The organism is Pseudomonas sp. ANT_H12B (assembly GCF_008369325.1).
Lineage (GTDB): Bacteria > Pseudomonadota > Gammaproteobacteria > Pseudomonadales > Pseudomonadaceae > Aquipseudomonas.
In genome coordinates, this window is record NZ_VOBI01000015.1 from 114,578 (window position 1) to 138,477 (window position 23,900).

The 23,900-nt window shown below is 56.5% G+C and carries 28 protein-coding genes, 2 tRNA genes and 2 pseudogenes; 11 read left to right on the plus strand and 21 right to left on the minus strand.

Annotated elements, in window-relative coordinates; translation table 11 throughout:
* Window positions 1-94: 94 nt before the first annotated feature.
* The 3 genes from FQ185_RS21715 (at window position 95) to FQ185_RS21725 (ending at window position 874) form a co-directional block, all read left to right on the plus strand.
* Entirely contained in the window at window positions 95-316 is a 222-nt protein-coding gene (locus FQ185_RS21715; protein ID WP_149419221.1) for a DUF3079 domain-containing protein, read from the plus strand.
* 204 nt (window positions 317-520) lie between these two features.
* A tRNA-Cys gene (locus FQ185_RS21720) sits at window positions 521-594 on the plus strand.
* A 193-nt stretch (window positions 595-787) separates the two neighbouring features.
* Window positions 788-874 (plus strand) — tRNA-Leu (locus FQ185_RS21725).
* 79 nt (window positions 875-953) lie between these two features.
* Here FQ185_RS21725 and FQ185_RS30705 read toward each other — a convergent pair.
* Together FQ185_RS30705 and FQ185_RS21735 are read right to left on the minus strand one after the other, a co-directional pair.
* A pseudogene (locus tag FQ185_RS30705) lies at window positions 954-1,162 on the minus strand (hypothetical protein).
* Between the two features lie 321 nt (window positions 1,163-1,483).
* Window positions 1,484-2,320 (minus strand): SDR family oxidoreductase, encoded by an 837-nt coding sequence (locus FQ185_RS21735; RefSeq protein WP_149419222.1) that lies wholly within the window; start codon window positions 2,318-2,320, stop codon window positions 1,484-1,486.
* Window positions 2,321-2,474: 154 nt separating this feature from the next.
* Here FQ185_RS21735 and FQ185_RS21740 point away from each other — a divergent pair, with 154 nt between their 5' ends.
* Entirely contained in the window at window positions 2,475-3,140 is a 666-nt protein-coding gene (locus FQ185_RS21740; RefSeq protein ID WP_371926660.1) for a TetR/AcrR family transcriptional regulator, read from the plus strand.
* On the opposite strand, the gene FQ185_RS21745 is transcribed toward FQ185_RS21740, so the two are convergent.
* From FQ185_RS21745 to FQ185_RS21795, 11 genes are all read right to left on the minus strand, one after another.
* Entirely contained in the window at window positions 3,141-3,566 is a 426-nt protein-coding gene (locus FQ185_RS21745; RefSeq protein WP_149419224.1) for a hypothetical protein, read from the minus strand.
* Window positions 3,567-3,718: 152 nt separating this feature from the next.
* Window positions 3,719-4,003, minus strand: a complete 285-nt coding sequence (locus FQ185_RS21750) for a hypothetical protein (RefSeq protein WP_149419225.1) — start codon at window positions 4,001-4,003, stop codon at window positions 3,719-3,721.
* Between the two features lie 311 nt (window positions 4,004-4,314).
* The gene (locus FQ185_RS21755) at window positions 4,315-4,545 is read right to left on the minus strand and encodes a hypothetical protein (RefSeq protein ID WP_010460746.1); all 231 of its coding nucleotides are present in this window, start codon (window positions 4,543-4,545) and stop codon (window positions 4,315-4,317) included.
* Between the two features lie 126 nt (window positions 4,546-4,671).
* Window positions 4,672-4,893, minus strand: coding sequence for a hypothetical protein (locus tag FQ185_RS21760; protein ID WP_149419226.1), 222 nt, complete (start codon window positions 4,891-4,893; stop codon window positions 4,672-4,674).
* A gap of 95 nt (window positions 4,894-4,988) precedes the next feature.
* On the minus strand, window positions 4,989-6,629 hold the full coding sequence (locus FQ185_RS21765) for an ABC-F family ATP-binding cassette domain-containing protein (protein WP_149419227.1): 1,641 nt from the start codon (window positions 6,627-6,629) through the stop codon (window positions 4,989-4,991).
* Window positions 6,630-6,811: 182 nt separating this feature from the next.
* Window positions 6,812-7,849 (minus strand): DNA topoisomerase IB, encoded by a 1,038-nt coding sequence (locus tag FQ185_RS21770; protein WP_149419228.1) that lies wholly within the window; start codon window positions 7,847-7,849, stop codon window positions 6,812-6,814.
* A gap of 74 nt (window positions 7,850-7,923) precedes the next feature.
* Window positions 7,924-9,003, minus strand: a complete 1,080-nt coding sequence (modC, locus tag FQ185_RS21775) for a molybdenum ABC transporter ATP-binding protein (protein WP_149419229.1) — start codon at window positions 9,001-9,003, stop codon at window positions 7,924-7,926.
* A gap of 3 nt (window positions 9,004-9,006) precedes the next feature.
* Complete coding sequence (gene modB / locus FQ185_RS21780; protein ID WP_149419230.1) at window positions 9,007-9,687, minus strand: molybdate ABC transporter permease subunit; 681 nt, start codon at window positions 9,685-9,687, stop codon at window positions 9,007-9,009.
* The gene (modA, locus tag FQ185_RS21785) at window positions 9,688-10,455 is read right to left on the minus strand and encodes a molybdate ABC transporter substrate-binding protein (protein ID WP_149419231.1); all 768 of its coding nucleotides are present in this window, start codon (window positions 10,453-10,455) and stop codon (window positions 9,688-9,690) included. It abuts the gene before it with no gap.
* A gap of 166 nt (window positions 10,456-10,621) precedes the next feature.
* A complete protein-coding gene (locus FQ185_RS21790) occupies window positions 10,622-11,686 on the minus strand; it encodes a nitronate monooxygenase family protein (RefSeq protein WP_149419232.1) in 1,065 nt (354 codons plus the stop codon).
* Window positions 11,655-12,743, minus strand: a complete 1,089-nt coding sequence (locus FQ185_RS21795; RefSeq protein ID WP_256730461.1) for a hypothetical protein — start codon at window positions 12,741-12,743, stop codon at window positions 11,655-11,657. The genes FQ185_RS21790 and FQ185_RS21795 overlap by 32 nt, the downstream gene beginning before the upstream one ends.
* Window positions 12,744-12,912: 169 nt before the next feature.
* On the opposite strand from FQ185_RS21795, the gene FQ185_RS21800 reads away from it, so the two are divergent.
* Window positions 12,913-13,896, plus strand: a complete 984-nt coding sequence (locus FQ185_RS21800; RefSeq protein WP_149419233.1) for an MDR family oxidoreductase — start codon at window positions 12,913-12,915, stop codon at window positions 13,894-13,896.
* Here FQ185_RS21800 and ada read toward each other — a convergent pair whose 3' ends face one another.
* The 6 genes from ada to FQ185_RS21825 form a co-directional block, all read right to left on the minus strand.
* Complete coding sequence (gene ada / locus FQ185_RS21805) at window positions 13,897-14,961, minus strand: bifunctional DNA-binding transcriptional regulator/O6-methylguanine-DNA methyltransferase Ada (protein WP_149419234.1); 1,065 nt, start codon at window positions 14,959-14,961, stop codon at window positions 13,897-13,899.
* Between the two features lie 87 nt (window positions 14,962-15,048).
* Window positions 15,049-15,729, minus strand: a complete 681-nt coding sequence (alkB, locus tag FQ185_RS21810) for a DNA oxidative demethylase AlkB (RefSeq protein WP_149419235.1) — start codon at window positions 15,727-15,729, stop codon at window positions 15,049-15,051.
* Window positions 15,719-16,423 carry a 2OG-Fe(II) oxygenase gene (locus FQ185_RS21815; protein ID WP_149419236.1) on the minus strand — a complete coding sequence of 235 codons (705 nt, stop codon included), beginning with the start codon at window positions 16,421-16,423 and terminating at the stop codon, window positions 15,719-15,721. Before FQ185_RS21815 ends, alkB begins: the two co-directional genes overlap by 11 nt.
* Window positions 16,420-16,926, minus strand: coding sequence for a methylated-DNA--[protein]-cysteine S-methyltransferase (locus tag FQ185_RS21820; protein WP_149419237.1), 507 nt, complete (start codon window positions 16,924-16,926; stop codon window positions 16,420-16,422). Before FQ185_RS21820 ends, FQ185_RS21815 begins: the two co-directional genes overlap by 4 nt.
* Window positions 16,927-17,052: 126 nt before the next feature.
* A complete protein-coding gene (locus tag FQ185_RS30230; protein WP_178113576.1) occupies window positions 17,053-17,229 on the minus strand; it encodes a hypothetical protein in 177 nt (58 codons plus the stop codon).
* Between the two features lie 29 nt (window positions 17,230-17,258).
* On the minus strand, window positions 17,259-17,561 hold the full coding sequence (locus FQ185_RS21825; protein WP_024164534.1) for a DUF1883 domain-containing protein: 303 nt from the start codon (window positions 17,559-17,561) through the stop codon (window positions 17,259-17,261).
* A gap of 212 nt (window positions 17,562-17,773) precedes the next feature.
* Between FQ185_RS21825 and FQ185_RS21830 the strand changes: the two genes are divergently transcribed.
* Complete coding sequence (locus FQ185_RS21830) at window positions 17,774-18,136, plus strand: hypothetical protein (RefSeq protein ID WP_149419265.1); 363 nt, start codon at window positions 17,774-17,776, stop codon at window positions 18,134-18,136.
* A gap of 72 nt (window positions 18,137-18,208) precedes the next feature.
* Window positions 18,209-18,439 (plus strand): hypothetical protein, encoded by a 231-nt coding sequence (locus FQ185_RS21835; protein ID WP_149419238.1) that lies wholly within the window; start codon window positions 18,209-18,211, stop codon window positions 18,437-18,439.
* 11 nt (window positions 18,440-18,450) lie between these two features.
* On the opposite strand, the gene FQ185_RS21840 is transcribed toward FQ185_RS21835, so the two are convergent.
* Together FQ185_RS21840 and FQ185_RS21845 are read right to left on the minus strand one after the other, a co-directional pair.
* Window positions 18,451-18,732 (minus strand): hypothetical protein, encoded by a 282-nt coding sequence (locus FQ185_RS21840; protein ID WP_149419239.1) that lies wholly within the window; start codon window positions 18,730-18,732, stop codon window positions 18,451-18,453.
* A gap of 139 nt (window positions 18,733-18,871) precedes the next feature.
* Window positions 18,872-19,060, minus strand: coding sequence for a hypothetical protein (locus FQ185_RS21845; RefSeq protein WP_033055162.1), 189 nt, complete (start codon window positions 19,058-19,060; stop codon window positions 18,872-18,874).
* Window positions 19,061-19,327: 267 nt separating this feature from the next.
* On the opposite strand from FQ185_RS21845, the gene galU reads away from it, so the two are divergent.
* The 4 genes and pseudogenes from galU to FQ185_RS21865 all read left to right on the plus strand — a co-directional run bounded on the left by galU (window position 19,328) and on the right by FQ185_RS21865 (window position 23,875).
* A complete protein-coding gene (gene galU / locus FQ185_RS21850) occupies window positions 19,328-20,167 on the plus strand; it encodes a UTP--glucose-1-phosphate uridylyltransferase GalU (protein ID WP_010460715.1) in 840 nt (279 codons plus the stop codon).
* A 611-nt stretch (window positions 20,168-20,778) separates the two neighbouring features.
* A pseudogene (locus tag FQ185_RS21855) lies at window positions 20,779-21,381 on the plus strand (anthranilate synthase component I family protein); the annotation flags it as partial.
* Complete coding sequence (locus FQ185_RS21860; protein ID WP_256730462.1) at window positions 21,381-22,250, plus strand: prephenate dehydrogenase dimerization domain-containing protein; 870 nt, start codon at window positions 21,381-21,383, stop codon at window positions 22,248-22,250. The pseudogene FQ185_RS21855 and the gene FQ185_RS21860, both read left to right, overlap by 1 nt.
* Before the next feature lie 95 nt (window positions 22,251-22,345).
* Window positions 22,346-23,875 carry an MFS transporter gene (locus FQ185_RS21865; protein WP_149419241.1) on the plus strand — a complete coding sequence of 510 codons (1,530 nt, stop codon included), beginning with the start codon at window positions 22,346-22,348 and terminating at the stop codon, window positions 23,873-23,875.
* Window positions 23,876-23,900 lie beyond the last annotated feature (25 nt).

Consider the following 23,900-nt stretch of genomic DNA (forward strand, 5'->3'; position numbering starts at 1 on the left):
TTGGCCGGATTTTGCGCTTCTTGATCTTCATCAAGCCCACTGCTGCCCAAGCGCGGTAGTTTGGGGGTCTCCTTTACGTTAACCGGAGATCGGCATGGCCAAGAATTTTCCCATCAGCCCCAAGCACCCCGAACGCATTTGCTGGGGCTGCGACAGATACTGTCCGGCAAATTCCCTGGCCTGCGGAAATGGCTCCGACCGGACGATGCACCCTGCCGAAATGATCGGAGACGATTGGTATTTGCATGGGGACTGGGGCATTGATCCGTTGATCGCAGTAGTACAAGTGCCGGAAGATCCCGACCGGAAGGACTGAGTAACCCCGTACACACATGCAAACTGCCCGGTAGAATTTTTTTTGAAATCAAGGGGTTGCCAGCCTCGGGAAATCAGTACATAATTCACGCCATCGAAAGCACTGACTGCTGAAAAAGCTCAATGTTTTCAAGGAGTTAGATCACGTATCTGATTCCAAGTTTGTACGCGTTTGATGTTGTGCTACATGACATCAGATGTTTGAGGCCGAGTAGCAAAATGGTTATGCAGTGGATTGCAAATCCACCTACGCCGGTTCGATTCCGACCTCGGCCTCCACTTTAAACAAGCTCCGTAGATCTATGATTTACGGAGCTTTTTTATTGCGCGGTGCTGCAAGATTTAGTCTTGAAAAGCATATTTGCGAACTTGCTTCACCGGGGCGGGGTGTATATATTTCCTCCTCTGTTGCAGACGCGTAAGAACTGCCAGCGCGTTATTGGCAGTATTCAGACCGCATCACCGCGCTACCGCCCGAATGGCGAAACTGGTAGACGCATGGGACTTAAAATCCCCCGCTCGTAAGGGCGTGCCGGTTCGATTCCGGCTTCGGGCACCATCTAAAATCAAGGGTTTGCGGGCGAAAGCTGATGCAAACCCTTGTTTGTTTCTGCTCTGATATTTTTAGTGCCCCGCAATTATTGATGCCCATCGCCAGTTGTCGGATCAGCGTTGCGTCTTTCCACCCCCGCAGAATTGCCGGTATTTACTAGCCTTCTTTCTACCAGAACGTTGTGAAGTGCTTGTCGAGCGGTCGGGTCCAGCTGATGCTCTCTTTCCTTGAGTTCAAGCAAAATCGGGCTGGACCAGGTGCATAGGTTTGCTCGACATCACGGATTGGTATCATTTCTCTCCTCCTTGATTAGATGCCCGCTAACAAAGGTGCGACCGTTCGGCGCGATAGAAACCTTAGTCGGTAAAACTGTTTGTCGCGAACCAACGGCATGGCGATCGTGAGCAAATAGCAGGTGGCGCTATTGGACGTGATCTGCGTGACAGACACCGAATACGGGAAGGAGTGTAATACCGTTCACAGTGATGGTACTTCAGTTTGGCTAGTGGATGAAAAAAGCAAGAAAACCAACAATAAGTTCAGTGTGCATTAGTTTGGGATTCCTAACTAACACACACTCTTTATCTCATCGGAAGCGAGCGCTGGGCTTCGATTTCATCCTTCGTTTGCCCAGACACCCGTAGCGGCGGTGCGCCGAACATAGTCGGTAAAGTCCCGCGCCGGCCGCCCCAGCGCACGCTGCACGCCATCGGCAACCGGTGTATTGCGGCCATCAAGTACGGTGGTGAAGAGATACAGCACCAGATCGATCAGTTGAACTGGAAGCTGTTGCTGTTCCAACGCCTGGCGATAGGCGTCCGGTGGTACTGCCACGAAACCGATATCGCGTTTTGTCTCACGGGCAATGTCGTCGACCGCTTCGACAAAGGTCAGCGCTCGTGGACCTGTCAATTCATAAAGTTGGCGTGAGTGACGTGGTTGGGTCAGCGCCTCAACAGCAATCTCGGTAATGTCTTCTACGTCGACGAAAGGCTCTGCGATGTTACCGACCGGGAGAGCCAGTTCGCCCTGAATAATCGGCTCCAGGAAGTGTGCCTCGCTGAAGTTCTGGAAAAACCAGCTCGCTCGCAGGATGGTCCAGTCGACACCGCTGTTCTGTACGACGCGTTCGGCCTGTTCCGCTTCGACCTCCCCGCGTCCGGATAGCAACACCAATTTGCTGACACCGCTTTTGACGGCCTGATCGGTGAACGCCTGAACCGTTTCGAGGGCGCCGGGAACGGCGAGGTCCGGTTGATAGGAGATGTAGACCGCGCGAATGCCATCAAACGCAGCTTGCCAGGTGCTCTGATCTTCCCAGTCGAAAGGCGGGATCGCCCTGCGTGAACCCCGACGAACGGGAAAGCCGGCAGCTTCCAGTTGTTGAGTGATGCGCCGTCCGGTCTTGCCAGTCGCGCCGAGAATCAGGAGGGGTTCTTGTTTGGCATTCATCGCGTTCATCTCCCTTCGGTTAATGTGAGTTATGCTCACGTTTAGAAGATGATAAACACTCATATTCTTCCGTCAACTCAAAGAAGCGATGAAACCGACGTACGGGCGATGCTAAGGTGAGCCTATGTCACGTTATTGATCGGGAAGCATGCCAGTGCGCAAGAAAACCACCGAAGTGCCCGAGCGGCCGGGTTCAGAGCCAACTCGACGTAACCCCACGCAACAACGCAGTCGCGAGCGGCAGGAGCGAATCCTGGCCGTGGCAACTCAACTGATCGCGACCAAAGGCAGCGATCAAGTAAAGATGAGTGAAATTGCCGAGCGATCGGAAATCTCGATCGGATCGCTTTACCAGTACTTTCCCGACAAGAGTTCGGTCATTCGCACATTGGCCGAGCGTTATAACGCTCAAAGCCGCCGCTGTATCGAAGGGGCGCTGAGTGCGGTCGAGGATGCGCAAGGGCTGCGTACCGCCTATGCGCAGCTGCTCGATCTGTATTACGAGATCGTTCTTGCTACGCCTGCGATGCGTGATATCTGGTCGGGCATGCAGGCAGACAAGCAGCTTCTGGAGCTGGAGCTGGAGGAAAGTCGTGTCGCTGGAGCGTTGCTGGCCAAGGCGATGCTGCGGGTGAATCCAGACAGTGATGCGCAACAGGTTGCTGATGCAGCCTTTCTGATCTGGCAATTAGGGGAGGCGACGATGCGATTGGCCATCTCCTGTGCACCCGAGGAAGGGCGCCGCCTGGTCGATGTCTTCAAGCGTATGTCACTGCGCGAAATAATGGAGCCAGTGACCATCAACATGCCCGATTCTTAGCTATTTCTGCTTCCAGCGGCCACCGCCTGTTTCGCAATCAACCTTGGCTTGCTGCAGGTTTCCAGCGTCATAGTAATAGGTGGTTATCTGGGCATTGTCGGGGATGTTGAGCGACTTACTGTTCTTGTCCTTGCTAATGGACTGAGGGTTCGCCAGAGACTCTTGAGTCAATGTACCCAGGCAGGTCGCTTGATAATGATCGCCGCACTGTTCGACTTTTTTCTTGGTGCGGGTCAGCATTTCCTTGCTCTCGTTGCTGCATGACCAATCGATGGCGTCCACTGGCATGCCTTCGTACTCATAGCAGGTACGGGTTTCGACGACCGGAACGGAAGGGCTTTGCGACCGGGTTATGACCTCGCATCCTTGAGCGAACGCCAGGGCGGGACTGAGGCTGGCAATCAGAAGCAGCAGTCGACTGTTCATCAGGATTTCCTCTCCAATAGCGCCCTGTGTGAAGTCAGGGGCCTATAGGTTTCGAAACATGATGAGCCGCCTCGTTCAATCCAATTTCTGATTCAGTGCCCGCATTTGGCAGCTGGGTTGAACCAGCTCGACTCAGCCGCCAAAACTACCCGCTAAACGAATGGTTGACCGGTAAAACCACGAGGTAATCTTTGCAGTCCTTCCATGGCGGTTAGCCGTTCGACCCAGGATGCGCGCCAATCGTTGGCGGTGTGGGTGACTTTGGCTTTACGGGCGGCGCGGCGGGCGGCGTTACGTTGTTCTTTGCGCGCGTCCTTGAATGCGTCGGTGTTTCGGCAGCTTCTGCATTTCACACGGGTAAGTTCAGTCGTGGAGGTGAGTTTGCTGCCCTTGTGACCGCAGGCCAAATGCCCGCCGATTTTGAAGTGAGTGACCATTGGGACGTCTCCTTCGTGACGTGTGATCATTTGACCTTCGGCGGGCAACGACGTTCGTTACTTGCCAAAAGGGCAAAAAAAGGCCCGCATGCGGGCGGGCCAAGGGATTCATCAAAAGGAGTAGGTTCACTGTAGGACTTGAGTTGTGAAGGCTGTGTGAAATGAAAATCCAGCCACAAAAAATCCCGACGACAGACCGGGTTGAGGGTGTGGCGGGTGGCAATCAGGCAAGGACGCACACGGTGACGATAACGTCGCCGTTCATGCGTCCTGAATCAGGCCGTGTCCTTGAGGCGCGTGTCCAGATCGAATCATCTGAACCGCGGCAGGGGCGGGTCGACAGGTTTGAGCGAAGACAGCGTATTGCGAATCAGTGGCGCATCCTTCTCGATGTCATTCAGACGATCACGAATTCTGAGCGCAGTCGGGTGCCCGCCTTGATGATCGACCCAGTCGGCGATCTCCTTGCACGCCGCAGCCAGACGAGCCTGGCGAGAATCAAGCAATGTAAGCAGGGTGGTGATGGACTCTTTTTCGGACATGGCAAACACCTCCGTTCAAGAAACCTTGTAATTGGCAGCAAAAAGCCCGCTGGGTGCGAGCTTTCTGCCGATGGGGTCGCTGTTCCTTCAGCATTTTCAGTATAGACCCGCAAAAGGTAGCTGACTTCAACCTAGTCGGGCCGTCATTTGTGACCTGGCGTTCAGCTGTCGGCATTCACGTCGAGCGTCTTCTTCAAGATCAAAACCGTCACCGATGAACCCGCGGGTGCGCGTATCGGCGATTCGGTACCAGACGGCGGCGTCGGGTGGTTGATGACTGACTTCACCGGCTCGGCGGCCATGGATGATGATCTTGTTACAACGCTTCACTACGAAAATGTCTTCCATGGCGCCACCACAGCTGATTCTGTTCAGAACAACTATAGAAGCCATTTGCAATCATGCAAAAAATAGACAGGTCAGTTCGTCGGTTGAAGCCCTGATCATGTGCCGACTTGTTGCATCAGCCAACCGGTCTGGTGCCATTTCAGGGTGTGGGTCGGTGCAAGCGCATTCATGAAATGCTCGTCATGGGAGACCGCCACGATGGCCCCCGGAAAATCTCGCAATGCTTGTTCGAACGCCTGCACAGACTCAAGGTCGAGGTGATTGGTCGGTTCATCAAGCAAAAGCAATTGCGCCGGGATTTGCCGCCACAACGCAACGGCAATCGCAGCCTTCAGGCGTTCGCCGCCGCTGAGTGACGCACACGGCCGGGTCACGCGGTTGGCGTCCAGTCGCAGCAGAGCGAGGTGGCTGCGCAAGGTGCCCTCGGTCAGCGGCGTGTCGAGCACGCCCAATTGCTCGACGATGGAACGTTGATCGTCGAGTAACGCCAGCTGCTGATCAAGAAATGCGCAGGGTACGTGGGTCGTGCAGTGGCCGTTGCTCGGCGACAGTTCGCCGGCCAGCATTCGCAACAAGGTCGATTTCCCACAGCCATTCGGACCGCTTACCGCTATGCGTACAGGTCCTGCGATTGAAAGTGTCAAGCGGGTAGCGGGTTCATCCTTCGACAGCCAGGGCAACTGAGCGTCGACCAGCGTGAGCATCTGTCGAGCCGCCGGCACGAGCGTCCCCGGCAGGTTCATCACCACGCACGCTTCGTCCTGAACCCTGGCATTAGCGTCCCGAACCCGGGCGTCCAGTCCATTCTTGCGCACCTGATGCGTCTGGCGGACAGGGCCCATGGCGTCCATGGCAGCCCCTTTCATCTTGGCGCGTTCGAAGCCTGAGACATTGGCGACGTCGGCTTTTTTGCGCGCCCCCGCGGCGTGTCGCTGGATCGTGTCGTGCTCGCGCTGCAGGCGGTTACGTTCGCGGCTGCGCTCGGTTCGGGCCTGATCAAGCATCGCCTGGGCTGCGGCTTGATCAGTCTCCCGTTGTGCCTGGAATACCTGGAAATTACCGCCAAAAATCCTCGGGCCCAGCGGCGTGAGTTCGATAATACGTTGCATACGGTTCAATAACTGCCGGTCATGACTGATGACGACCAAACCACCGCGCCACTGTTCAAGCTTGCGCATCAGCCAGCGACGTCCTTCGGCGTCGAGGTGATTGGTCGGTTCATCCAGCACCAGTAACTGCGCCGGGCCAAGAAACGCGCCGATCAGCGCAATACGCGCTTGCTGCCCGCCGCTCAAGGTTTGAGTCAGGTGCTGCGGGCCAATGTCGCGAAGTCCTGCTTCATCCAGTAACGAGCGCAAGCGTTCGGCCAGGTCCCAGCGCTCGGCCAGTGTCTCGACGTCCTCGGCCGAGGCGGTGCCCAGATTCAAGCGCGACAAGGCCTGAAGCACTTTGGCAGAACCGGTCACTTGGGCGACAGTCTGTCCTTGCACGGCTGAAAATGTTTGAGGAACGTAAGCGACCTGAGCCTGAAAGGTCAGACTTCCGCACGTAGGTTTCAGTTGCCCGGCGAGTAACCGCGCAAGGACACTTTTACCGATGCCGTTACGGCCGACGATAGCAGTGTGAACGCGATCGAAACTCAGGTTTAGTGAATCGAAAATCGTCTCGCCATTGGCGAACTGAAAACCCAGTTGGTTCAAGGAAACGAGTGCAGGCAGACGCGTGACGTGAGTCATCGGCACCTCCGGAAAATGTCGAAAAGACCAACAAGCGCCATTGGCGGCTTGCTACGAAAACATTTTTGGAAGGCTTAGTTGTTCACGTCGAAGTTCGTCCTGAGGAGGGGAGGATCGGTAGCCTAGTCGAGGATTCAAGTTCGATCAAGAACGCTGTCGGAGGAATATCTGCGTGTCGCAGGTCAGCGTTTTTCCTCGGCCTCAATCATCTTCTCGAGGTACATCGCTAATCCGACTTCCTCGGCTCTGAGCCCTTTGCGTAACCTCGGTCGAGGCAATTGCGCCAGTGCTCCGAGCATAAATCCATCGAGCACAGCAGGGTGGATATAGCACTTTCGGCAGACTGCCGGGGTGTTGCCCAGTTGCCTGGCGACGTTTTTCACCATCTCCACCACATGTCGTTTCGCATCTGATTCGGGCTCCCATTGCAGTTCGCGCAAAACCGCCAATGCCAGCGCACTGCCGGCCCAGGTGCGGTAGTCCTTGGCGGTGAAGTCGGCACCGGTAAGCGTTTGCAGGTAAGTGTTGACGTCGGAAGAGCTGACGGTGTGGCGATCACCGTTTTCATCAAGGTACTGAAACAGGTTCTGCCCGGGAATCTCCTGGCAGCGTTTGATGATCCGCGCCAGACGCCGGTCTCTCACGGTGATTTGATGTTCGACGCCGCTCTTGCCGCGGAACTGGAAGAGGATCGCACTGCCGTTGACCTCGACGTGACGGCTGCGCAAGGTGGTCAGGCCGTAGGAACGGTTGTCCCGCGCGTACTGGGTGTTGCCGACACGGATCAGTGTCGCATCGAGCAAAGTAATGACCGTGGCCATGACCTTGTCGCGGCTGAAACCCGGTGCGGCCAGCAGCGCTTCCAGTTGTTTGCGCAGTTTCGGCAGGGCCAATCCGAAGTCCCGCAGGCGAGAGTATTTATCGGCATCGCGCACTTCGCGCCAACGCGGGTGATAACGATATTGCTTGCGGCCCCGGGCATCACGACCGGTGGCTTGCAGATGACCGCGTGGGTCTGCGCAGATCCATACATCGGTGTAGGCCGGTGGCACGGCGAGGGCGTTGATACGTTTGATCTCGTCCGGATCGGTAATGCGTTGACCTGCCGAATCGAAGTAGCAGAACTTGCCGCGCAGTTTCCTGCGGGTGATTCCGGGCTGAGTGTCATCGACGTAATGCAAGTCGGGCGGCAGCACATCGGGTAGCGCGGTATCGGGCATGGCGGTAGTCCTTGGCAACGAATCAGGGCCGTTACAGCCATTGACCGCACGCCATTGCAGTCGTGCCAGCGGGTTTACGCCAGCACCGCCACAGCCTTGATCTGTGCCCAGAGTTGCTGACCGGGGTGCACGCCCAACTGATCCCGGGAATAGCGGGTGATCCGTGCCAGCAGCGGTGTGCCGGCAGCGTCCAGGCGGATCAGCACGTGGGCGGCGTTGTCCGCGCCCATTTCGCTGATTACTGTGACCGGCAGGCGATTGAGGATGCTGCTTTGCTCGACACTTTGCAGGCTCAGGCTGACATCCCGCGCCTGGACTTTGCAGCGAAGCGCCTGCCCCGTCTCCATCGGCGTGTGAGCCACGCGAATATTCAGGGTGGTGCCGGGTAGTCGTAAGGTCAGCAACTGATAGTCAGCGTCATAAGCGCTGACGTGACCCTCGATCACCACGCCGGCGTCATCACCCAGCGCCAAGGGCAGGTCGAGACGGGCGAGGGTTTCGCCGATGGGGCCGCTGGCCAGCGCTTTGCCGTTGCTGAGCAGGACGATGTGGTCAGCCAGCCGCGCTACTTCGTCCTGGGAATGGCTGACATACAGCACCGGGATGTCCAGTTCATCGTGCAGCCGTTGCAAGTAGGGCAGGATTTCGCTTTTGCGTTGGGTGTCCAGCGCCGCCAGCGGTTCGTCCATCAACAACAGTTTCGGGCTGGTAAGCAGAGCGCGGGCGATGCCGATGCGCTGGCGTTCACCGCCTGAAAGGTTTTGCGGATGACGGTCCAGCAAATGGCCGATCCCGAGCAGTTCGGTGGCGTGCGCCATATCGACCCGGCGCTGTGGGCGAGGAATGCGCTTGAGGCCGAATTCCAGATTGGCCAGCACCGACAGATGAGGAAACAGGCTGGCTTCCTGGAAGACGTAACCTAACGCGCGCTTGTGCGGCGGCACGAAAATCTTCCGGTCACTGTCCTGCCAGACCTCATCGTTGACCTGAATAAAACCCTGTTCGGCCTGTTCCAGCCCCGCTATGCAGCGCAGGCAGGTGGTCTTGCCGGAGCCGGAATGACCGTAAAGTGCCGTCACTCCGCGACCGGGTAATTGCAGATCCACGTCCAGAGCGAAGCCCGAATAATTAAGTTTCAGACGCGTATGAATCATCGATCAGCTCCAGCCCGCTTTGGTTTTACGGCTGGAGTAGAGCGCCAGCAACACGGCAAAGGAAAACACTAGCATCGCCCCGGCCAGCCAATGGGCCTGGGCGTATTCCATGGCTTCGACGTGATCGTAAATTTGTACCGAGACCACGCGGGTCTTGTCTGGAATGTTGCCACCGATCATCAGTACCACGCCGAACTCGCCGACCGTGTGGGCGAAACCGAGAATAGCAGCCGTGATAAAACCCGGTCGAGCCAGCGGCAGGATCACGCTGAAAAAGGTGTCCCAAGGGTTGGCACGCAAGGTGGCGGCCACTTCCAGAGGGCGAGTGCCAATGGCGGAAAATGCGTTTTGCAGCGGTTGGACAACGAATGGCATCGAGTAGATCACCGAACCGATTACCAGCCCTGCAAAACTGAACGTCAGGGTGCCGAGCCCCAGTGACTGGGTGAAGTGACCGACAAACCCGTTAGGGCCGAGTGCCAGCAACAGATAAAAACCAATCACCGTGGGTGGCAGCACCAGGGGCAGGGCGACGATCGCCCCGACCGGGCCGCGCAACCAGGACTGGGTGCGCGAGAGCCATAACGCAATCGGAGTACCGATGATAAGCAAGATGACCGTCGTCAGAGACGCCAGTTTCAGGGTCAGCCAGATGGCGGAAAAGTCTGCACTCGTTAGCGTCATTTAGAGTTGATAACCGTAGGACTTGATGACAGCAGCAGCTTTCGGACCCTTGAGGTATTCAACCAGCGCCTTGGCGGCCGGGTTGTCCTTGCCTTTATTGAGGATCACCGCGTCTTGTTTGATGGGTTCGTGCATGTCGGCTGGAACAATCCAGGCCGAGCCGCTGGTGACTTTGCCGTCTTTATAGATCTGCGACAAGGCCACAAAGCCGAGTTCGGCGTTGCCGGTGGACACAAATTGATAGGCCTGGGTGATGTTCTGGCCTTCCACGATTTTGCCTTTGACCTTGTCGGTCAGGCCGAGCTTGGCCAGTACTTGAGTCGCGGCGAGACCATAAGGCGCAGCTTTGGGATTGGCAATGGACAGATGCTGATACTGGTTGTCGCTCAGCACCTTGCCCTTGGCATCGACGTAACCGTCCTTGGCCGACCACAGCGCCAGGGTGCCGATGGCGTAGGTGAAGCGCGAACCCTTGACCGAGTCGCCTTCGGTTTCGAGCTTTTGCGGCGTGGTGTCGTCCGCCGAGAGGAACACTTCGAACGGCGCACCATTTTTGATCTGGGTGTAGAACTGGCCGGTTGCACCAAAGGAAGTGACCAGTTTGTGCCCGGTGTCTTTTTCGAAATCGGCAGCGATGGCCTGAATCGGCGCGGAGAAGTTGGCCGCGACGGCGACCTGGACTTCCTCTGCCTGGGCAGACCCAATGATGAACACCGCAAGCAGGCTCGCAAGGCCGGTTGGGGCAAAACGTGAGGCACGAACAGTCATGGAACGGCTCCGTGGTAGGCAAGTACAGCGAGGGGTTAAAACGCTATATAGCGGAATATATAGCGAAATGCCTGCAAACGGAACGAGCTGGATGATGGGCAATGTTGAGAGCGCAACTTTGTAGCCGCTGGCGTAGCCTGCGCCAGCCGCTACAACGGATAGTGCGTTACCGGCGAACCAACTTGGCCAATCCTTCCTCCGCCAGACGCCGGGTCAGCTCTGCCGTGGTCATTTCAACGCCCAACGTGAACGCCTGCCCGGCCCAGAGGTTGCTGAAATCCGCTTCCCCCTTGGCCCGTAATGGCATCAACGCACCACCCGCCAGCGGAAACGACGGTGCTTTGTCGCTCATCGGCCCGAGTTCACGCATCACCCGATTGAGAATCCCGCGCGCCGGGCGCCCTGTGAAAATGTTGGTGATGGCTGTCTCGCTTTCCTTGGCCGTGCGCAATGCCTTGTGATGTGAAGCGCTGACCTTGGCCTCTGGCGTGAATAAATAGGCCGTGCCCACTTGTACCGCCGAAGCACCCAACATAAATGCCGCTGCGACGCCTCGCGCATCGGCTATACCGCCAGCCGCAATCACCGGCACTTTCACGGCATCCACGATCTGTGGCACCAGCGCGAAGATGCCCACCTGGCTGCTGAGGTCGTCGCTGAGAAACATCCCGCGATGGCCGCCAGCTTCGTATCCCATGGCGATGATAGCGTCACAGCCATGCTGCTCCAGCCAGATGGCTTCTTCGACTGTAGTTGCCGAAGACAGGACTTTTGCCCCGCTCGCTTTGACGCGATCCATCAGGGACTTTTCCGGCAGGCCGAAGTGAAAACTCACGACTTCGGGGCGTAATTCTTCGATCACTTTGCAGGTAGCGTCATCAAACGGTGCGCGATTGGATACCGGTGTCGGTGCGTCGAAGTCGACGCCCAGTTCCCGGTAGTAGGGCTCCAGCAGATTCTTCCATTCCAGAGCGCGTTGTTTATCGGCAGCCGGAGGCTGATGGCAGAAGAAGTTGACGTTGATCGGGCGCTGGCTGTGTTGACGAATCGTCTTCAGCTCCTCGCGCAACTGCTCGGTACTCAACATGGCAGCGGGCATCGAGCCCAGACCGCCGGCGTTGCTCGCCGCAATCACCATGGCCGTGCCGGTGGCGCCGGCCATGGGGGCCTGGATAATCGGCAGCTCGATCCCGAGCAGGTCAAGAATGCGGGTGTCTGGCCATTGGCTCATTTGAAGGGTTCTCCGGCGTAAAAACAGGGCAGGGACGGTAGAGGGGGTTTTGTATCAGCAATGACTGGCGCAAGACCAGTCGAGTTTTTGGATGGTGTGCTCCCCCCTCAACGTCGATGCAGTCCGCCACCCCCGCCAAACGAGCGATCATCACCCGGGAAGAATCGTGATAATTATTCAAGCGTTGGTTGCCCAACGAGCACGCCGCTGATTCGCGATTGAGATTTTGCACCTGAGCGGAGTTCGCAGGATTGACCCGGTCCTTTGGATCACTTTGCCCGGTCCGCAGGTCCACCTGGCGACTCTGGATCGCGGCTTTCCTGGCTTTTTCCAGATCGGCTGAAGGTGAGGGCAGCGGCGCATATTGGCCGCTCAGTTCGTCGGCCTTCATCCAGCCGTCGAACACATGCAGATAGTGTTTGCCTTGGGCATCCTTGAGCAACAACGGTCGAGTGTTGATCACCCGTTGCAGCGCAGTGCCATCGACAGGGCGATAAGCCGGTTCGCCGTCGATGTACACCAGCAAGGCTGGAACATCGGATGTGATGATGCTCGGCGGGGTGTTTTCTCTGGGCTCTTTGCTGGATTTCTGTTCCGCTGTGAGTACGCCCACGGCGGCTTCGAGTTGATCGAGGGAAATGGCTTTCTTGCGGCTCGCCGCGTCTTTTCTCAGTGTGGCGACCCAAGTGTCGGCCTGCGTCGCGCTGGACGGGAAATCGGCCTTGGTGATTGTGTACTGATCGAGGGCGACCCAACGGCTGGCCTTGTCGACCAGTGTGTGGGCGCTGAACTGGACGATGCCGTAAGTGGATTTTCCATCGTTCCCTCTGGCCTCGACCGTTGCACGGGCTTGAAGGGTATAGCCATCCCAACTGTCGAGCTGTGGCTGATAAATCGTCAGTCTGGTGTCGCTGCTGGTCAGCACCTGGGGCCAGGTCGGGCTTGCCAGTGCCTGTTCTATGGACGCCGCCGGTGCTTTTGCCGGTGCTGCCTGCGCGCTAGTGAACGCGAGCAGACAGAGCATCAGCAAAACGGCAAGCGAGCATGGGTAAGACATTGTCAGCTCCATCGACGAGGCGGCTTTTTCAGGTATTTCAGGGCCGAGAAAAAAGCATAGCCCCGGGCACGGGAAACGCCCGAATTGGCTTAAAGTCGAGTACGGCTAAATGTTGCTATGTGATATTTCAACTGTACGACAACCTGAGCGATTCCATTGGGAGGCAGTAATGTTCAAAGGCATTTTGATCGACAAAGACGACAGCGGTTACCGGGCGACACTGCAAGAGATCAATGACGATCAACTGCCTGAGGGCGATGTGACAGTGCGAGTGGCGTTCAGCACGCTGAATTTCAAGGATGGCCTGGCGATCACCGGCAGCAGCCCGGTGGTGCGAAAATTCCCGATGGTGCCGGGGATCGACCTGGCCGGGACTGTCGAAGTCAGCGGGCATCCGGACTACAAAGTGGGTGATCAGATCCTGCTCAATGGCTGGGGCGTAGGCGAAGGACATTGGGGCGGGTTGGCGCAAAAGGCTCGTTTGAATGGCGACTGGCTGATTGCGCTGCCCAAAGAATTCACCGCCGCACAGGCCATGGCAATAGGCACCGCCGGCTACACGGCCATGTTGAGCATACTGGCGCTGGAACATAACGGCGTGACGCCTGAGCAGGGCGAAGTATTGGTCACCGGTGCCAATGGCGGGGTAGGCAGTTTCGCCATCGCGTTGCTGAGCAAGCTCGGGTATCGGGTGGTCGCGTCCACGGGCCGCACCTCCGAGCACGACTACCTCAAGCAATTAGGCGCGAGTGAAATCATCGATCGCGCCACACTGTCCTTGCCGGGCAAGCCCCTGGCAAAGGAGCGTTGGGCAGCGGTCATCGACTCGGTTGGCAGCCACACCCTGGCCAACGCCTGTGCCAGCACGAAAGCCAACGGCACTGTCGCCGCGTGTGGTCTGGCTCAGGGCACGGACTTCCCGGCCTCCGTCGCTCCGTTCATTTTGCGCGGTGTGACCCTCGCCGGCATCAACAGCGTGACCCAACCGAAAGCCAGGCGGGTATTGGCCTGGAATCGTCTGGCCAAAGATCTGGACTTCGCTTTGCTGCCGCTGATCAGCCACGAAATCGGTTTGAGTGAAGCCATCGATGCCGCTCCGCGCTTGCTCGCCGGTCAATTGCGCGGGCGGGTGGTGGTGGATGTGAATCGCTGATTATTGGGTCTCACGCTCCAGCAACTGGCGTTTTCGTTCCACGCCCCAGCGATAACCCGACAAGTTGCCGTCGCTGCGCACCACGCGGTGGCACGGAATCGCCACTGCCAGATTGTTCGCGCCGCAAGCTTGAGCCACGGCGCGAACGGCTTTTGGCGCGCCGATACGTTGAGCGATATCGGCGTAGCTGGCGGTGCTGCCGGCGGGAATCTCACGCAGTGCTTGCCAGACCCGTTCCTGAAAGGCCGTGCCGCGCACGTCCAGCGGCAGGTCCAGGCCGATGGCGGGCGCCTCGATAAAACCGACGACCTTGGCGATCAGTTGCTCGAATTCGTGATCGGCGCCGATCAGGTTGGCGCGCCGAAACTTGTCCTGCAGATCGCAAACCAATTGGTGCGGATCATCTCCCAACAGGATCGCGCAAACACCCCGTTCACTTTGCGCAACCAGAATCGCTCCCAAGGTGCATTCTCCGACGGCAAAGCGAATGTCGTTGTTCTGACCGGCCGCGCGGTAATCACCGGGTTTCATGCCCAACAACTGATCTGCCGCCTCATAGAAACGGCTGTTGGAGTTGAAGCCGGCGTCATACAGCGCGTCGGTCACTGAGCCTCCGTTTGCCAAATGCTCACGGACCCTGCGTGAGCGATGGGCCGTGGCGTAACCCTTGGGCGTCAGGCCGGTGACTGCCTTGAACACCCGATGAAAGTGGAAACTGCTGAGGCCCGCAGCAATGGCGAGTTCATTCAGCGCAGGCAAATGCTCGGCAGTTTCGATCTGACGACACGCAGCAGCCACGGTGGCGGCATGTTGCGCGGCGACGTCGCTTTGATCTTTCGCGGCGCGTTTGCTCGGGCGATAACCCGCGGCCTGGGCCTGTTCGGCGGTGTCGAAGAATTCGACGTTCTGTGGTTTCGGCAACCGCGCCAGACTGCTGGGACGACAATAGATGCCGGTAGTTTTAACCGCATAGACAAACTGCCCGTCTGCCCGAGGATCGCGAGCGACAACGGCGGCCCAGCGAGGATCGTTCTCGGTGGTGATTTTTGTCGAATGGCTTGTCATGGCTTCATGTCCGTTGACCCGTTTAATCAAGGTTAACCAGTCGGTTGATTCGCTGCACTCCGGGTCTTGCGGTCGAATTCGAGGATTTCATCCAGCGGTACGAAAAGTGAAATTGATCCGTTGTTCGCCGAGTCGCGGGTGTAGGCCGTCCTTGATCGGCAAAACCCCGTGGTAACGCAAGCGATCGACGCCGCCCCAAACCACGATATCGCCATGCAGCAGCGGCACCCGCTGGCTCTTGTCGCTGCGCTTGAAGCCTCCGAACAGGAACATCGCCGCCAGCCCCAGGGACACTGAAACAATGGGCGCTGCGTAGGAACCTTCGTCCTTGTCCTGGTGCAACGACATCTTTGCCCCAGGGACATAGCGGTTGATCAGGCAGGAATCGGGCACGAAATCTACAAACCCGGCTTCCCGCGCCGCCGCTTGCGCCAACTCGAAAAACACATCGGGCATCTCGGGCCAGGGTTCGCCGGTTTGCGGATCATTGCGGGTGTACCGATAACCGCTGCGGTCGGTGGTCCAGCCCAGCGTGCCGCAACTGCTCAAGGCCACCGACATGGTGAAACCGCCAGGCGTGACCATCTGCCGAAACGGTGCCGCCGTCAGAACCGCATCCAGTGCGGGTAGCAACCGATCCAGCAAGGGAAGGGCAAAGCCTCTCAGGACGCAGGATTGTTCGCCGATCTGATCGCGTCTGGGTTGTTGCTCATGTTCGGTGTCGGCAAACAGATCGAAAGTGCTCGGGTTCATGGGGTCATAACGCATCGTGAAAGATGATTCCAAGGGTATGCCGTTTTCCACTGTGCAGGCGACTCACGCCGTGACGCAGGGTCACTCGGTAATAACCACGAACGCCTTTGACGGGGCGCTGGTTGACGGCAAAGATCAGCCCGTCGCCTTTTTTCAAACCGATGACCTGAGGGCGCGATTGCATCCGTGGGCGCTGTTCGGTCAGGATGAACTCACCGCCGGTGAAATCTTCATCCGGTTCTGACAGCAGAATCGCCACTTGCAGCGGGAAAACGTGTTCGCCGTACAGATCCTGATGAAGGCAGTTGTAGTCCTGTGGGCCATATTGCAGCAACAATGGCGTCGGGCGTTCCTGACCGGCGGCATGGCAACGTTCGAGGAACGCTTCATGCGCATCAGGGAAGCGGGGCGGCAGGTCCATCTGCTCGTACCAACGATTGGCAATCGGCACCAGTCGAGGATAAAGCGCACGGCGTAAACGAGCGACGACATCCGGCAATGGGTACCTGAAGTATTTGTACTCGCCCCGGCCAAAGCCGTGACGAGCCATGACTACTTGAGAGCGAAACGGTTCGGGCCGGGCATACAGGGCGCTGACTTCGTCGCACGTGTTATGGCTCAAAAGCGACCTGATGATCGCGCAGCCATCCTGATCGAGTTGCTGTTCGAGCGCCGGCCAGTCCAGTTTTGCGAGAAATTGCTCGCTCATCGCTGCGCCTCACGATCAAGCAGCTGCCGTTTGCGTTCCAGCCCCCAACGGTAGCCGCCGAGGCTGCCGTCCTGACGCAGTACCCGATGGCACGGCACGATAACGGCCAGCGGGTTCGCTCCGCAGGCATTGGCCACCGCCCTGAAGGCCGTGGGTTGACCCAACTGCAACGCGATTTCCCGGTAGCTGGCGGTTTCACCCACCGGTATTTGTCGCAGGGCATTCCAGACACGTCGTTGAAACACGCTGCCCGACAGGTCCAGCGGCAGATCGAGGACAGTGCGTGGGTTTTCGAGGTGATAAAGGGTTTGCTCCAGCGCAGGCATCAAGCCCTCATCGCGCTGCGGTGTCTGTTTGCCAGGAAAGCGCCTTGCAAGATCGCGTTCCAGTGTTGCCAGGTCGTCACCGAGCAGCAACGCGCACAGGCCCTTGGCGCTGAACGCCAACATCAAGACGCCGAGGCTGGAAGTGCCGCTGATGTAGCGAATCGAGGAAGTAGACATGTTCTGACTCCTTAACCAAAGGTTGAGGTGGCCAGTCTAGGGAGCGATGACTTCGTTAACACTCCGGCGCTTGCGGTCGAATTTCTACGCAAGGAGCAGACGTCCATGTTGTCGCTCCGGATCGCGTTACAACGCTTTGCTGACGCTTATTTCACTGATGACGTCGTCGCTCGAAGCATGAAGGGCGTTCAGCGCGGCCTTGGCTTCTTCTTCGGTGCCATTTTCAAGCTGGGCAAATTCGAAACGGCGCTCGCCATTGAGCTTGTATTTGATGACGTACTTGGTCGTTTGGGTCACGGTCATACCTGCTTGTCTGCGTACGGGAACGTCACTCAGCTCAGTTTCGTGCTGGAGCGGCGGATGATCTTGATGGTGTGAGTCAGGGTCGGTTTGCGGGTCACGCTGATCGGCCGGCGGTTGACCGTGTCGATGGTGATATTCCAGAAACCGGTGCTCGGCGCAGTAATACGGGCCGGGAAGGTGTCGAATGCTCCGCCATGGTAAGTGTGACGACCGCCATTCTTGAAGCTGCGGAAATTGGCGTCGTTCATCAAGCGGATGTTGCACGTTTGGGAGCACTGGATGACGACGATGTCGTCTTCGTTGAGGTGCTCGCGCTGGTGGATAAATTTCATGAGGCGCCTCCAGAAGGGCTTTTTCTACAAAATCAAAACGATAGCATGGGCGATTGGCGCAGTTTATCAGCCCGAACGCGTTATTATCCGGTCGTCGAGGTGTGCTTTGACAATTAAAAACGGTTATTCGGAATTCTATGAGCGATAAACGCAACGAGCCTCGGAGAAAAACGGCATTTGCGCTGTCGGAGGGTCTTTATCGGAGGTTTTATATGAAGTGGGGTGTGTTGTTTCTGCCTGTGGCGTTGGCGATGGCGATGAGTGGTTGTGCGAATGTCTCCGAAATCAATGAATCGCTGCCCACCATGAGCGTGATTTCAGGTAAGAAGCCCCATGAATACGCGCAGTGCCTGGTCGAACAATTGGCTGAAAGTCGCGGCGCGTTGCAAGTTGAGTCGCACAAAGACGGGATGCGAGTGATCGTCCCGGCCAAATTCTCGTCGGCCCCCGCAGCCGTATTCGACATCGAAGACCGCTCCACTGGCAGTAGCATCAAGCTGCATGAGCGTATGTCCAATGTGCCGGTGCGTCCAAAAGACGTACAGAAAGCCGCCAACACGTGTATTTCCGGCTGATAGAATGTCGACCGTCAGCATCGGTGCCGTCAAAGCAACACTGTGGCGGCATTGTCATTTCTGGAGTCGAGCATGAAGCGAGAGCAGGTACGGGAACGCCATGCAGAGGGTCATATCTCTGCTACCCACGTCATTCAGAACCCGGCGGATCCGGGGGAATGGATCGTATTCTTCAAGAAGAGCGCCGGGCGCAGTTATTTCCTGGTGGATGAAAACGACGAAGTCGAATCATTCAGTTGCCTCGACGATTTGATCGAGACCGTACGCGGCCTCGGGATCAAATTCGCCGAAATTCACATGTAGGGCAGGGCGTCTTACTTGCAGACGACCACGACACTGCGGTTTTTGTAGTTGCCAACGTCGACACCCATGGTCTTGTCGCTTTCCTTGGTGGAAGGTGTTCCGTCGGTACCGACGATCCGGTAACCGGTGCCGGCGCAGGAGGCATCGGCTTTTTCGTAGCAAGTGGCCCAGGAATTGGCTTCCCCGGAGCAGTCGATGGCCAGGCCTTGCTCGCCGTTGTTCAGGTAAGTCGTTTCGGAAGTGGCACAGCCACTCAGGGCCAGTACCGCAAACAGAGGCAAAAATTTAGTCATGTCGTTGTCGTCGTCAGGATGATGGGGCTAAGCCTGTGACAGCGCCGGCATCAAAAGGTTATAGCGAATGGCCACTTCGTTGCAGGCAATCACAAAAAAGCCCTGCGCAAGGCAGGGCTTGGGTCAAGTCAGGTGCTTATCAGGACTTGTCCTTGCCGCGACGCTTCGGGGCTGGGTGTTCGAGCTCCAATACGGATGCCACTTCGATCGCCAACGCCTCGGTCGGGAAAGGTCCGGCAATATTCTCGCCGCTGGCACTGTCTACCCACCATTGGCCGTCTTTCGCCTGATTGATCAGGAACCCGTTGACACTTTTTGCTACCGACATCTATCTGCCTCGTTGACTGGTTCAATCGCGCAATGATAGCGCCAAATGCACTCAACGGGTGCTGATGGTGTAGGGTAGTGAGATTCACGGCCGTGCAGATCTGATGGTCTGTGCTATCTATAAAGGCTGCGGAGCTATCTCGGGAACTATCCGCGAGAATATTTCTCTATGATGGCATTGGCTAGCCAGCGCGGGGGCATTGTAAGGTGCACTCCGCCTGATTAGACTGCGCCGAAACTCGTACACACAGCCCTTTCAAGGACTTATATGATCAAGAAATGCTTGTTCCCAGCAGCCGGTTACGGTACTCGCTTCCTGCCAGCGACTAAAGCCATGCCCAAAGAAATGCTGCCGGTGGTAAACAAGCCACTGATCCAGTACGGCGTCGAAGAAGCACTGGACGCTGGGTTGACCGAAATCTCCATCGTCACCGGCCGCGGTAAACGCGCCCTGGAAGACCACTTCGACATCAGCTACGAGCTGGAAAACCAGATCAAGGGCACCGACAAGGAAAAATACCTGGTCGGCATCCGCAAACTGCTCGACAACTGCTCGTTCTCCTACACCCGCCAGACCGAAATGAAGGGCCTGGGCCACGCCATCCTGACGGGCCGTCCGCTGATCGGCGACGAACCTTTCGCTGTGGTGCTGGCGGACGACTTGTGCGTCAACCTTGAAGGCGACGGCGTACTGACCCAGATGGTCAAGCTGTACAAGCAGTTCCGCTGCTCGATCGTTGCCATTCAGGAAGTTGATCCGCAGGAAACTCACAAATACGGTGTGATTGCCGGCGAGATGATCCGCGACGACATCTACCGCGTTCACAGCATGGTCGAAAAGCCAAAACCAGAAGATGCACCTTCGAACCTGGCGATCATCGGCCGTTACATCCTGACCCCGGACATCTTCGATCTGATCGAACAGACCGAGCCAGGCAAGGGCGGCGAAATCCAGATCACCGACGCCCTGATGAAGCAGGCCCAGAACGGCTGCGTCATGGCCTACAAGTTCAAAGGCAAGCGTTTCGACTGCGGTGGTGCTGAAGGCTACATCGATGCGACCAACTTCTGCTTCGAGAACTTCTACAAGACTGGCAAGGCTTACTGATAGCACTTGACCTGCTTGTACTGAAAATTTACCTTCGTAGACTGTGTGAAAACACACTGCTGAAGGCCCAAGCAAACGCCCGACTTGTTCGGGGCGTTTGCTTTTGTGCGCGTAATTCTCGGCGAAAATACTTAAGTTCATTATTACCGACAGGCGTTTAGCGCGTGCGGCAACTGCCCGCTAATTTGAAAAATTTTCACCAGCAAGGTCCTTTCAACCTGGCATATTCAAACTTTCGAACAAAAAATTTGTAGTTGCCAATATTGATTTTCTGAGATTGTCAAAGATGCTCGCCAGGATAACTAAACTGGTCAGTCATGCTGTTTCTCAAACGCTACGAGAGGCTCGCTTCTAGATATCTGAAGTCTTATTCCTACATTTATTCTAGCGATGTTTCGAGTTGTTTCATGGATACAATATGAAGTGAATTCTCGGTTGAGTTGTATTGGGCTGGAGTTATAGAACTGAATTGTTTTTTAGTTGTGAAAAACTTTTCTTTCTAAATTTCAGTTCAATACTGGAGGTCGGGGCATGGAGTTCGACGTCATTGTTGTGGGGGCAGGAGCAGTAGGTGGTTCAATCGCGTATGAGTTGTCGACGCTTCGCCCGAAACCTTTCTCAGGATCGATGACAGCGGCTTGATCGAATCCAGACCGATCAAGGGAACCAGGCCGCGTAGTAAACAATTCGCAGAGGACCAAATACTGCGCGATGAGCTATGCAGCTCGGCCAAGGACAGGGCCGAAAATCTGATGATTGTCGATTTGGTGCGCCATGATTTGAATCAGGTGTGCCGTCCAGGGAGCGTTCATGTTCCTGAGATTTTCTCAGTGGAAAGCTTTTCTTCGGTTCACCAACTGGTCTCAACGGTTCGTGGGCACCTTCGCTCGGATGTTTCAACGATCGAAGCAATTCGAGCCTGTTTCCCGGGCGGCTCAATGACGGGAGCTCCGAAGAAACGCACGATGGAAATTATTGACGTATTGGAGTCTTCTGCCCGTGGGGTCTACTCAGGTGCTTTAGGCTGGTTATCTTTCAGTGGTGGAGCGGAGCTGAGTATTGTCATCCGAACGGCAGTGCTCCAGGGTAACGAGGCGAAATTTGGAATGGGTGGCGCGATAGTTGCGCACTCCGATCCACAGCAAGAGCTTGAAGAAACTTTGGTCAAGGCTAGCGTGCCTTATTACAGTTTTGTCGCAGGGAGCGAATCGTGATGAGCGACACGATTGTTGTATTGGGTGGGGCGGGTCTGGTTGGTTCGTTGATCAGCCGCATTCTTATGCAATATCGATACGATGTCCGGGTGGTGGATCGCAGGCCTTCGGAACAGGAAAGTGGCTTCTATGAAGTTGATGTCACAAGTCCGTTCAGCAACACCGAGCACATCTTCCAAGGGGCGGTTGCAGTGGTCTTTGCGCTGCCCGAAAGCGTGGCTATCCGGGCAATACCTTGGGTTGTTGGTTCCGTTTCGAGCGATGTTGTGTTCATACCGATGTGTTCTGTTCAGGAGCCTTTTTACAGAGCACTGAAGGATATTTCGTCCCAGCAGCCTTTCGTCGGTGTCAATCCGATGTTTTCACCCAAGCTCTCCGTTCAGGGGCGCACCGTCGCAATTTGCCTAGAAGACGGCGACTCGCCTTCGACCTTCATCGAGCAACACCTGATGGGAGCTGGGATGAAGATAAAGCGAATGACTCCGGTGGCCCATGATGAGCTCATGGCGCTCTGTCAGGCACTGCCTCATGCCGCAATTCTCGGGTTCGGTCTAGCGCTGGCAAGGTCTTCGTTGGATCTGGAAAGCGCTCTTGAGGTGATGCCACCACCGATGCGTACAATGATGGCGTTACTGTCCCGGGTTCTGGTGAATCCGCCTGAAGTCTACTGGGATATACAGTTAGAAAATGACCAGGCCAGCCACCAGCGCGCTGCGCTAGCGGAAGGGATGGAACGCTTGATAAAAAATGTTCGTAATCAGGATTACGACGAGTTCCGAAGTGATCTACAAGACGTTTCAAATGCATTGGGCCGTCGTATGAATTCGGGGGCTGTCGATTGTCAGCACGTTTTTTCATTGCTGAACTGATTAAATCCTCGCCAAGGAAGCGCGTGGGAAACGTTTCACGGGCGCATTGAAAAATGTCCCGTGAATTTTTTTGTGTGCAGTAAGGAGTTTTACCCATGGCGTTAATAAGTGAGGCGACACACCGCGGAGCAAAATCAAAACGTTGGTTAGGCCTAAGCGTGCTAATGCTGCCTGTCTTGCTAGTGACTGTCGACAATACGGTACTTGGATTCGCGTTGCCAAAGATTGCCGAGGCCCTGCGTCCAAGCGCTAGCCAGCAGTTGTGGATGATCGATGCTTATTCGCTGGTATTGGCGGGATTACTGGTGTCGATGGGTAGTCTGGGAGATCGAATCGGTCATCGTAAGTTGTTGCTGGCCGGGTCCTTGGGGTTTGCCATTGTGTCGGTGTTAACCGCGTATTCCGACACCGCCACGCAACTGATTGCCGGGCGAGCTTGCATGGGTATTTTCGGTGCGATGCTGATGCCCTCAACGTTGGCATTGATACGTTCAGTGTTCGAGGATCGAGAAGAGCGCAGAATAGCAGTCGCGATCTGGGCAACGACGTTGACGGTCGGCTCGGCACTCGGTCCTTTAGTGGGCGGGGTGTTGTTGCAATTCTTCAGTTGGGGGTCGATTTTCCTATTGGCGATTCCCGTGTTGGTGCCGCTGCTGGTATTGGGACCGCTGTTGTTGCCCGAATCCGAGCGAGATGCTTCAGGGTCGATGGATCCGATAAGTATTTTGCAATCGATGGTCGCCCTTGGTGCCATTGTTTATGGCATCAAACACAGCGCCAGTAATGGTATCGACTGGATGGCGTTGACAGCATTTGCAGTAGGCACAGTTGCGGGCTGGATGTTTGTGCATCGCCAATTGCGTCTGCCAGTGCCGCTGATGGACCTGAGTCTGTTCCGTAGTGGAACCTTTAGCGGATCGGTCTTGATCAATCTGATGAGTCTCGCATTCCTCGTCGGCTTCGTATTCTTTACCACGCAGTTCTTGCAGATCGTTCTTCAGATGTCTCCCTTGAGTGCTAGCCTCGCGTTGGTACCTGGTCAGATCATGGCGATTGTAGTTGGGATGGCGGTCGTGCCTGTCGCGCAGCGATTACAGGTGTATGTGCTGATACCGATTTTGATGGCGTTTGCTGGAGCGGCGTTTTTTCTGGTCGCCAGCATAGGTAGTAGCCTGATCGTTCTGGTGGTGGCTTTTGCTTTGCTGAACATCGGTGTAGGCGCAATTGCGACGGTATCCAATGATGTGATTTTGTCGGCCGCACCACCGGCAAAGGCGGGTGCAGCGTCGGCCATTAGCGAAACGGCCTATGAAGTGGGCGTGGTTTTGGGGACGACAGTGCTCGGCGGTCTCGTCACTGCCTATTATCGAGGTGCATTGCAGCTTCCGGGGTTTCTGAGCGAAGTGCAGATGGTGCTGGCGAGTGAGACGCTATCCGGCGCCCATCATGTGGCGGCAGATTTGTCGGGCGATCAAGCGAGAGAATTAATGGCGCAGGCAGGAAGGGCATTCGAGGGTGGAATCGGCTTGGTTTCGTGGGTGACGTTCGGCCTGGCACTCATGGCGATTTTGATTGCTTGGCGGACTCTGCGGATACCGAAAACGCACCCCGCAGAGGGGCGTTGATCGAAAACAAGGTCGGACGGCGCAT

Bases quoted from the DNA above. Each gene is read 5' to 3' on its own strand.
- FQ185_RS21840 (WP_149419239.1), bottom strand. From the start codon at position 18,732: ATGACTAAATTTTTGCCTCTGTTTGCGGTACTGGCCCTGAGTGGCTGT.
- ada (WP_149419234.1), bottom strand. From the start codon at position 14,961: ATGACAAGCCATTCGACAAAAATCACCACCGAGAACGATCCTCGCTGG.
- FQ185_RS21715 (WP_149419221.1), top strand. From the start codon at position 95: ATGGCCAAGAATTTTCCCATCAGCCCCAAGCACCCCGAACGCATTTGC.
- FQ185_RS21750 (WP_149419225.1), bottom strand. From the start codon at position 4,003: ATGGTCACTCACTTCAAAATCGGCGGGCATTTGGCCTGCGGTCACAAG.
- modB (WP_149419230.1), bottom strand. From the start codon at position 9,687: ATGACGCTAACGAGTGCAGACTTTTCCGCCATCTGGCTGACCCTGAAA.
- FQ185_RS21820 (WP_149419237.1), bottom strand. From the start codon at position 16,926: ATGTCTACTTCCTCGATTCGCTACATCAGCGGCACTTCCAGCCTCGGC.
- FQ185_RS21825 (WP_024164534.1), bottom strand. From the start codon at position 17,561: ATGAAATTTATCCACCAGCGCGAGCACCTCAACGAAGACGACATCGTC.
- FQ185_RS21815 (WP_149419236.1), bottom strand. From the start codon at position 16,423: ATGAGCGAGCAATTTCTCGCAAAACTGGACTGGCCGGCGCTCGAACAG.
- FQ185_RS21795 (WP_256730461.1), bottom strand. From the start codon at position 12,743: ATGTCTTACCCATGCTCGCTTGCCGTTTTGCTGATGCTCTGTCTGCTC.
- alkB (WP_149419235.1), bottom strand. From the start codon at position 15,729: ATGCGTTATGACCCCATGAACCCGAGCACTTTCGATCTGTTTGCCGAC.
- galU (WP_010460715.1), top strand. From the start codon at position 19,328: ATGATCAAGAAATGCTTGTTCCCAGCAGCCGGTTACGGTACTCGCTTC.
- FQ185_RS21770 (WP_149419228.1), bottom strand. From the start codon at position 7,849: ATGCCCGATACCGCGCTACCCGATGTGCTGCCGCCCGACTTGCATTAC.
- FQ185_RS21860 (WP_256730462.1), top strand. From the start codon at position 21,381: ATGAGCGACACGATTGTTGTATTGGGTGGGGCGGGTCTGGTTGGTTCG.
- FQ185_RS21760 (WP_149419226.1), bottom strand. From the start codon at position 4,893: ATGGAAGACATTTTCGTAGTGAAGCGTTGTAACAAGATCATCATCCAT.
- FQ185_RS21865 (WP_149419241.1), top strand. From the start codon at position 22,346: ATGGCGTTAATAAGTGAGGCGACACACCGCGGAGCAAAATCAAAACGT.
- modC (WP_149419229.1), bottom strand. From the start codon at position 9,003: ATGATTCATACGCGTCTGAAACTTAATTATTCGGGCTTCGCTCTGGAC.
- FQ185_RS21755 (WP_010460746.1), bottom strand. From the start codon at position 4,545: ATGTCCGAAAAAGAGTCCATCACCACCCTGCTTACATTGCTTGATTCT.
- FQ185_RS30230 (WP_178113576.1), bottom strand. From the start codon at position 17,229: ATGACCGTGACCCAAACGACCAAGTACGTCATCAAATACAAGCTCAAT.
- FQ185_RS21835 (WP_149419238.1), top strand. From the start codon at position 18,209: ATGAAGCGAGAGCAGGTACGGGAACGCCATGCAGAGGGTCATATCTCT.
- FQ185_RS21765 (WP_149419227.1), bottom strand. From the start codon at position 6,629: ATGACTCACGTCACGCGTCTGCCTGCACTCGTTTCCTTGAACCAACTG.
- FQ185_RS21830 (WP_149419265.1), top strand. From the start codon at position 17,774: ATGAAGTGGGGTGTGTTGTTTCTGCCTGTGGCGTTGGCGATGGCGATG.
- FQ185_RS21845 (WP_033055162.1), bottom strand. From the start codon at position 19,060: ATGTCGGTAGCAAAAAGTGTCAACGGGTTCCTGATCAATCAGGCGAAA.
- modA (WP_149419231.1), bottom strand. From the start codon at position 10,455: ATGACTGTTCGTGCCTCACGTTTTGCCCCAACCGGCCTTGCGAGCCTG.
- FQ185_RS21800 (WP_149419233.1), top strand. From the start codon at position 12,913: ATGTTCAAAGGCATTTTGATCGACAAAGACGACAGCGGTTACCGGGCG.
- FQ185_RS21790 (WP_149419232.1), bottom strand. From the start codon at position 11,686: ATGAGCCAATGGCCAGACACCCGCATTCTTGACCTGCTCGGGATCGAG.
- FQ185_RS21735 (WP_149419222.1), bottom strand. From the start codon at position 2,320: ATGAATGCCAAACAAGAACCCCTCCTGATTCTCGGCGCGACTGGCAAG.
- FQ185_RS21745 (WP_149419224.1), bottom strand. From the start codon at position 3,566: ATGAACAGTCGACTGCTGCTTCTGATTGCCAGCCTCAGTCCCGCCCTG.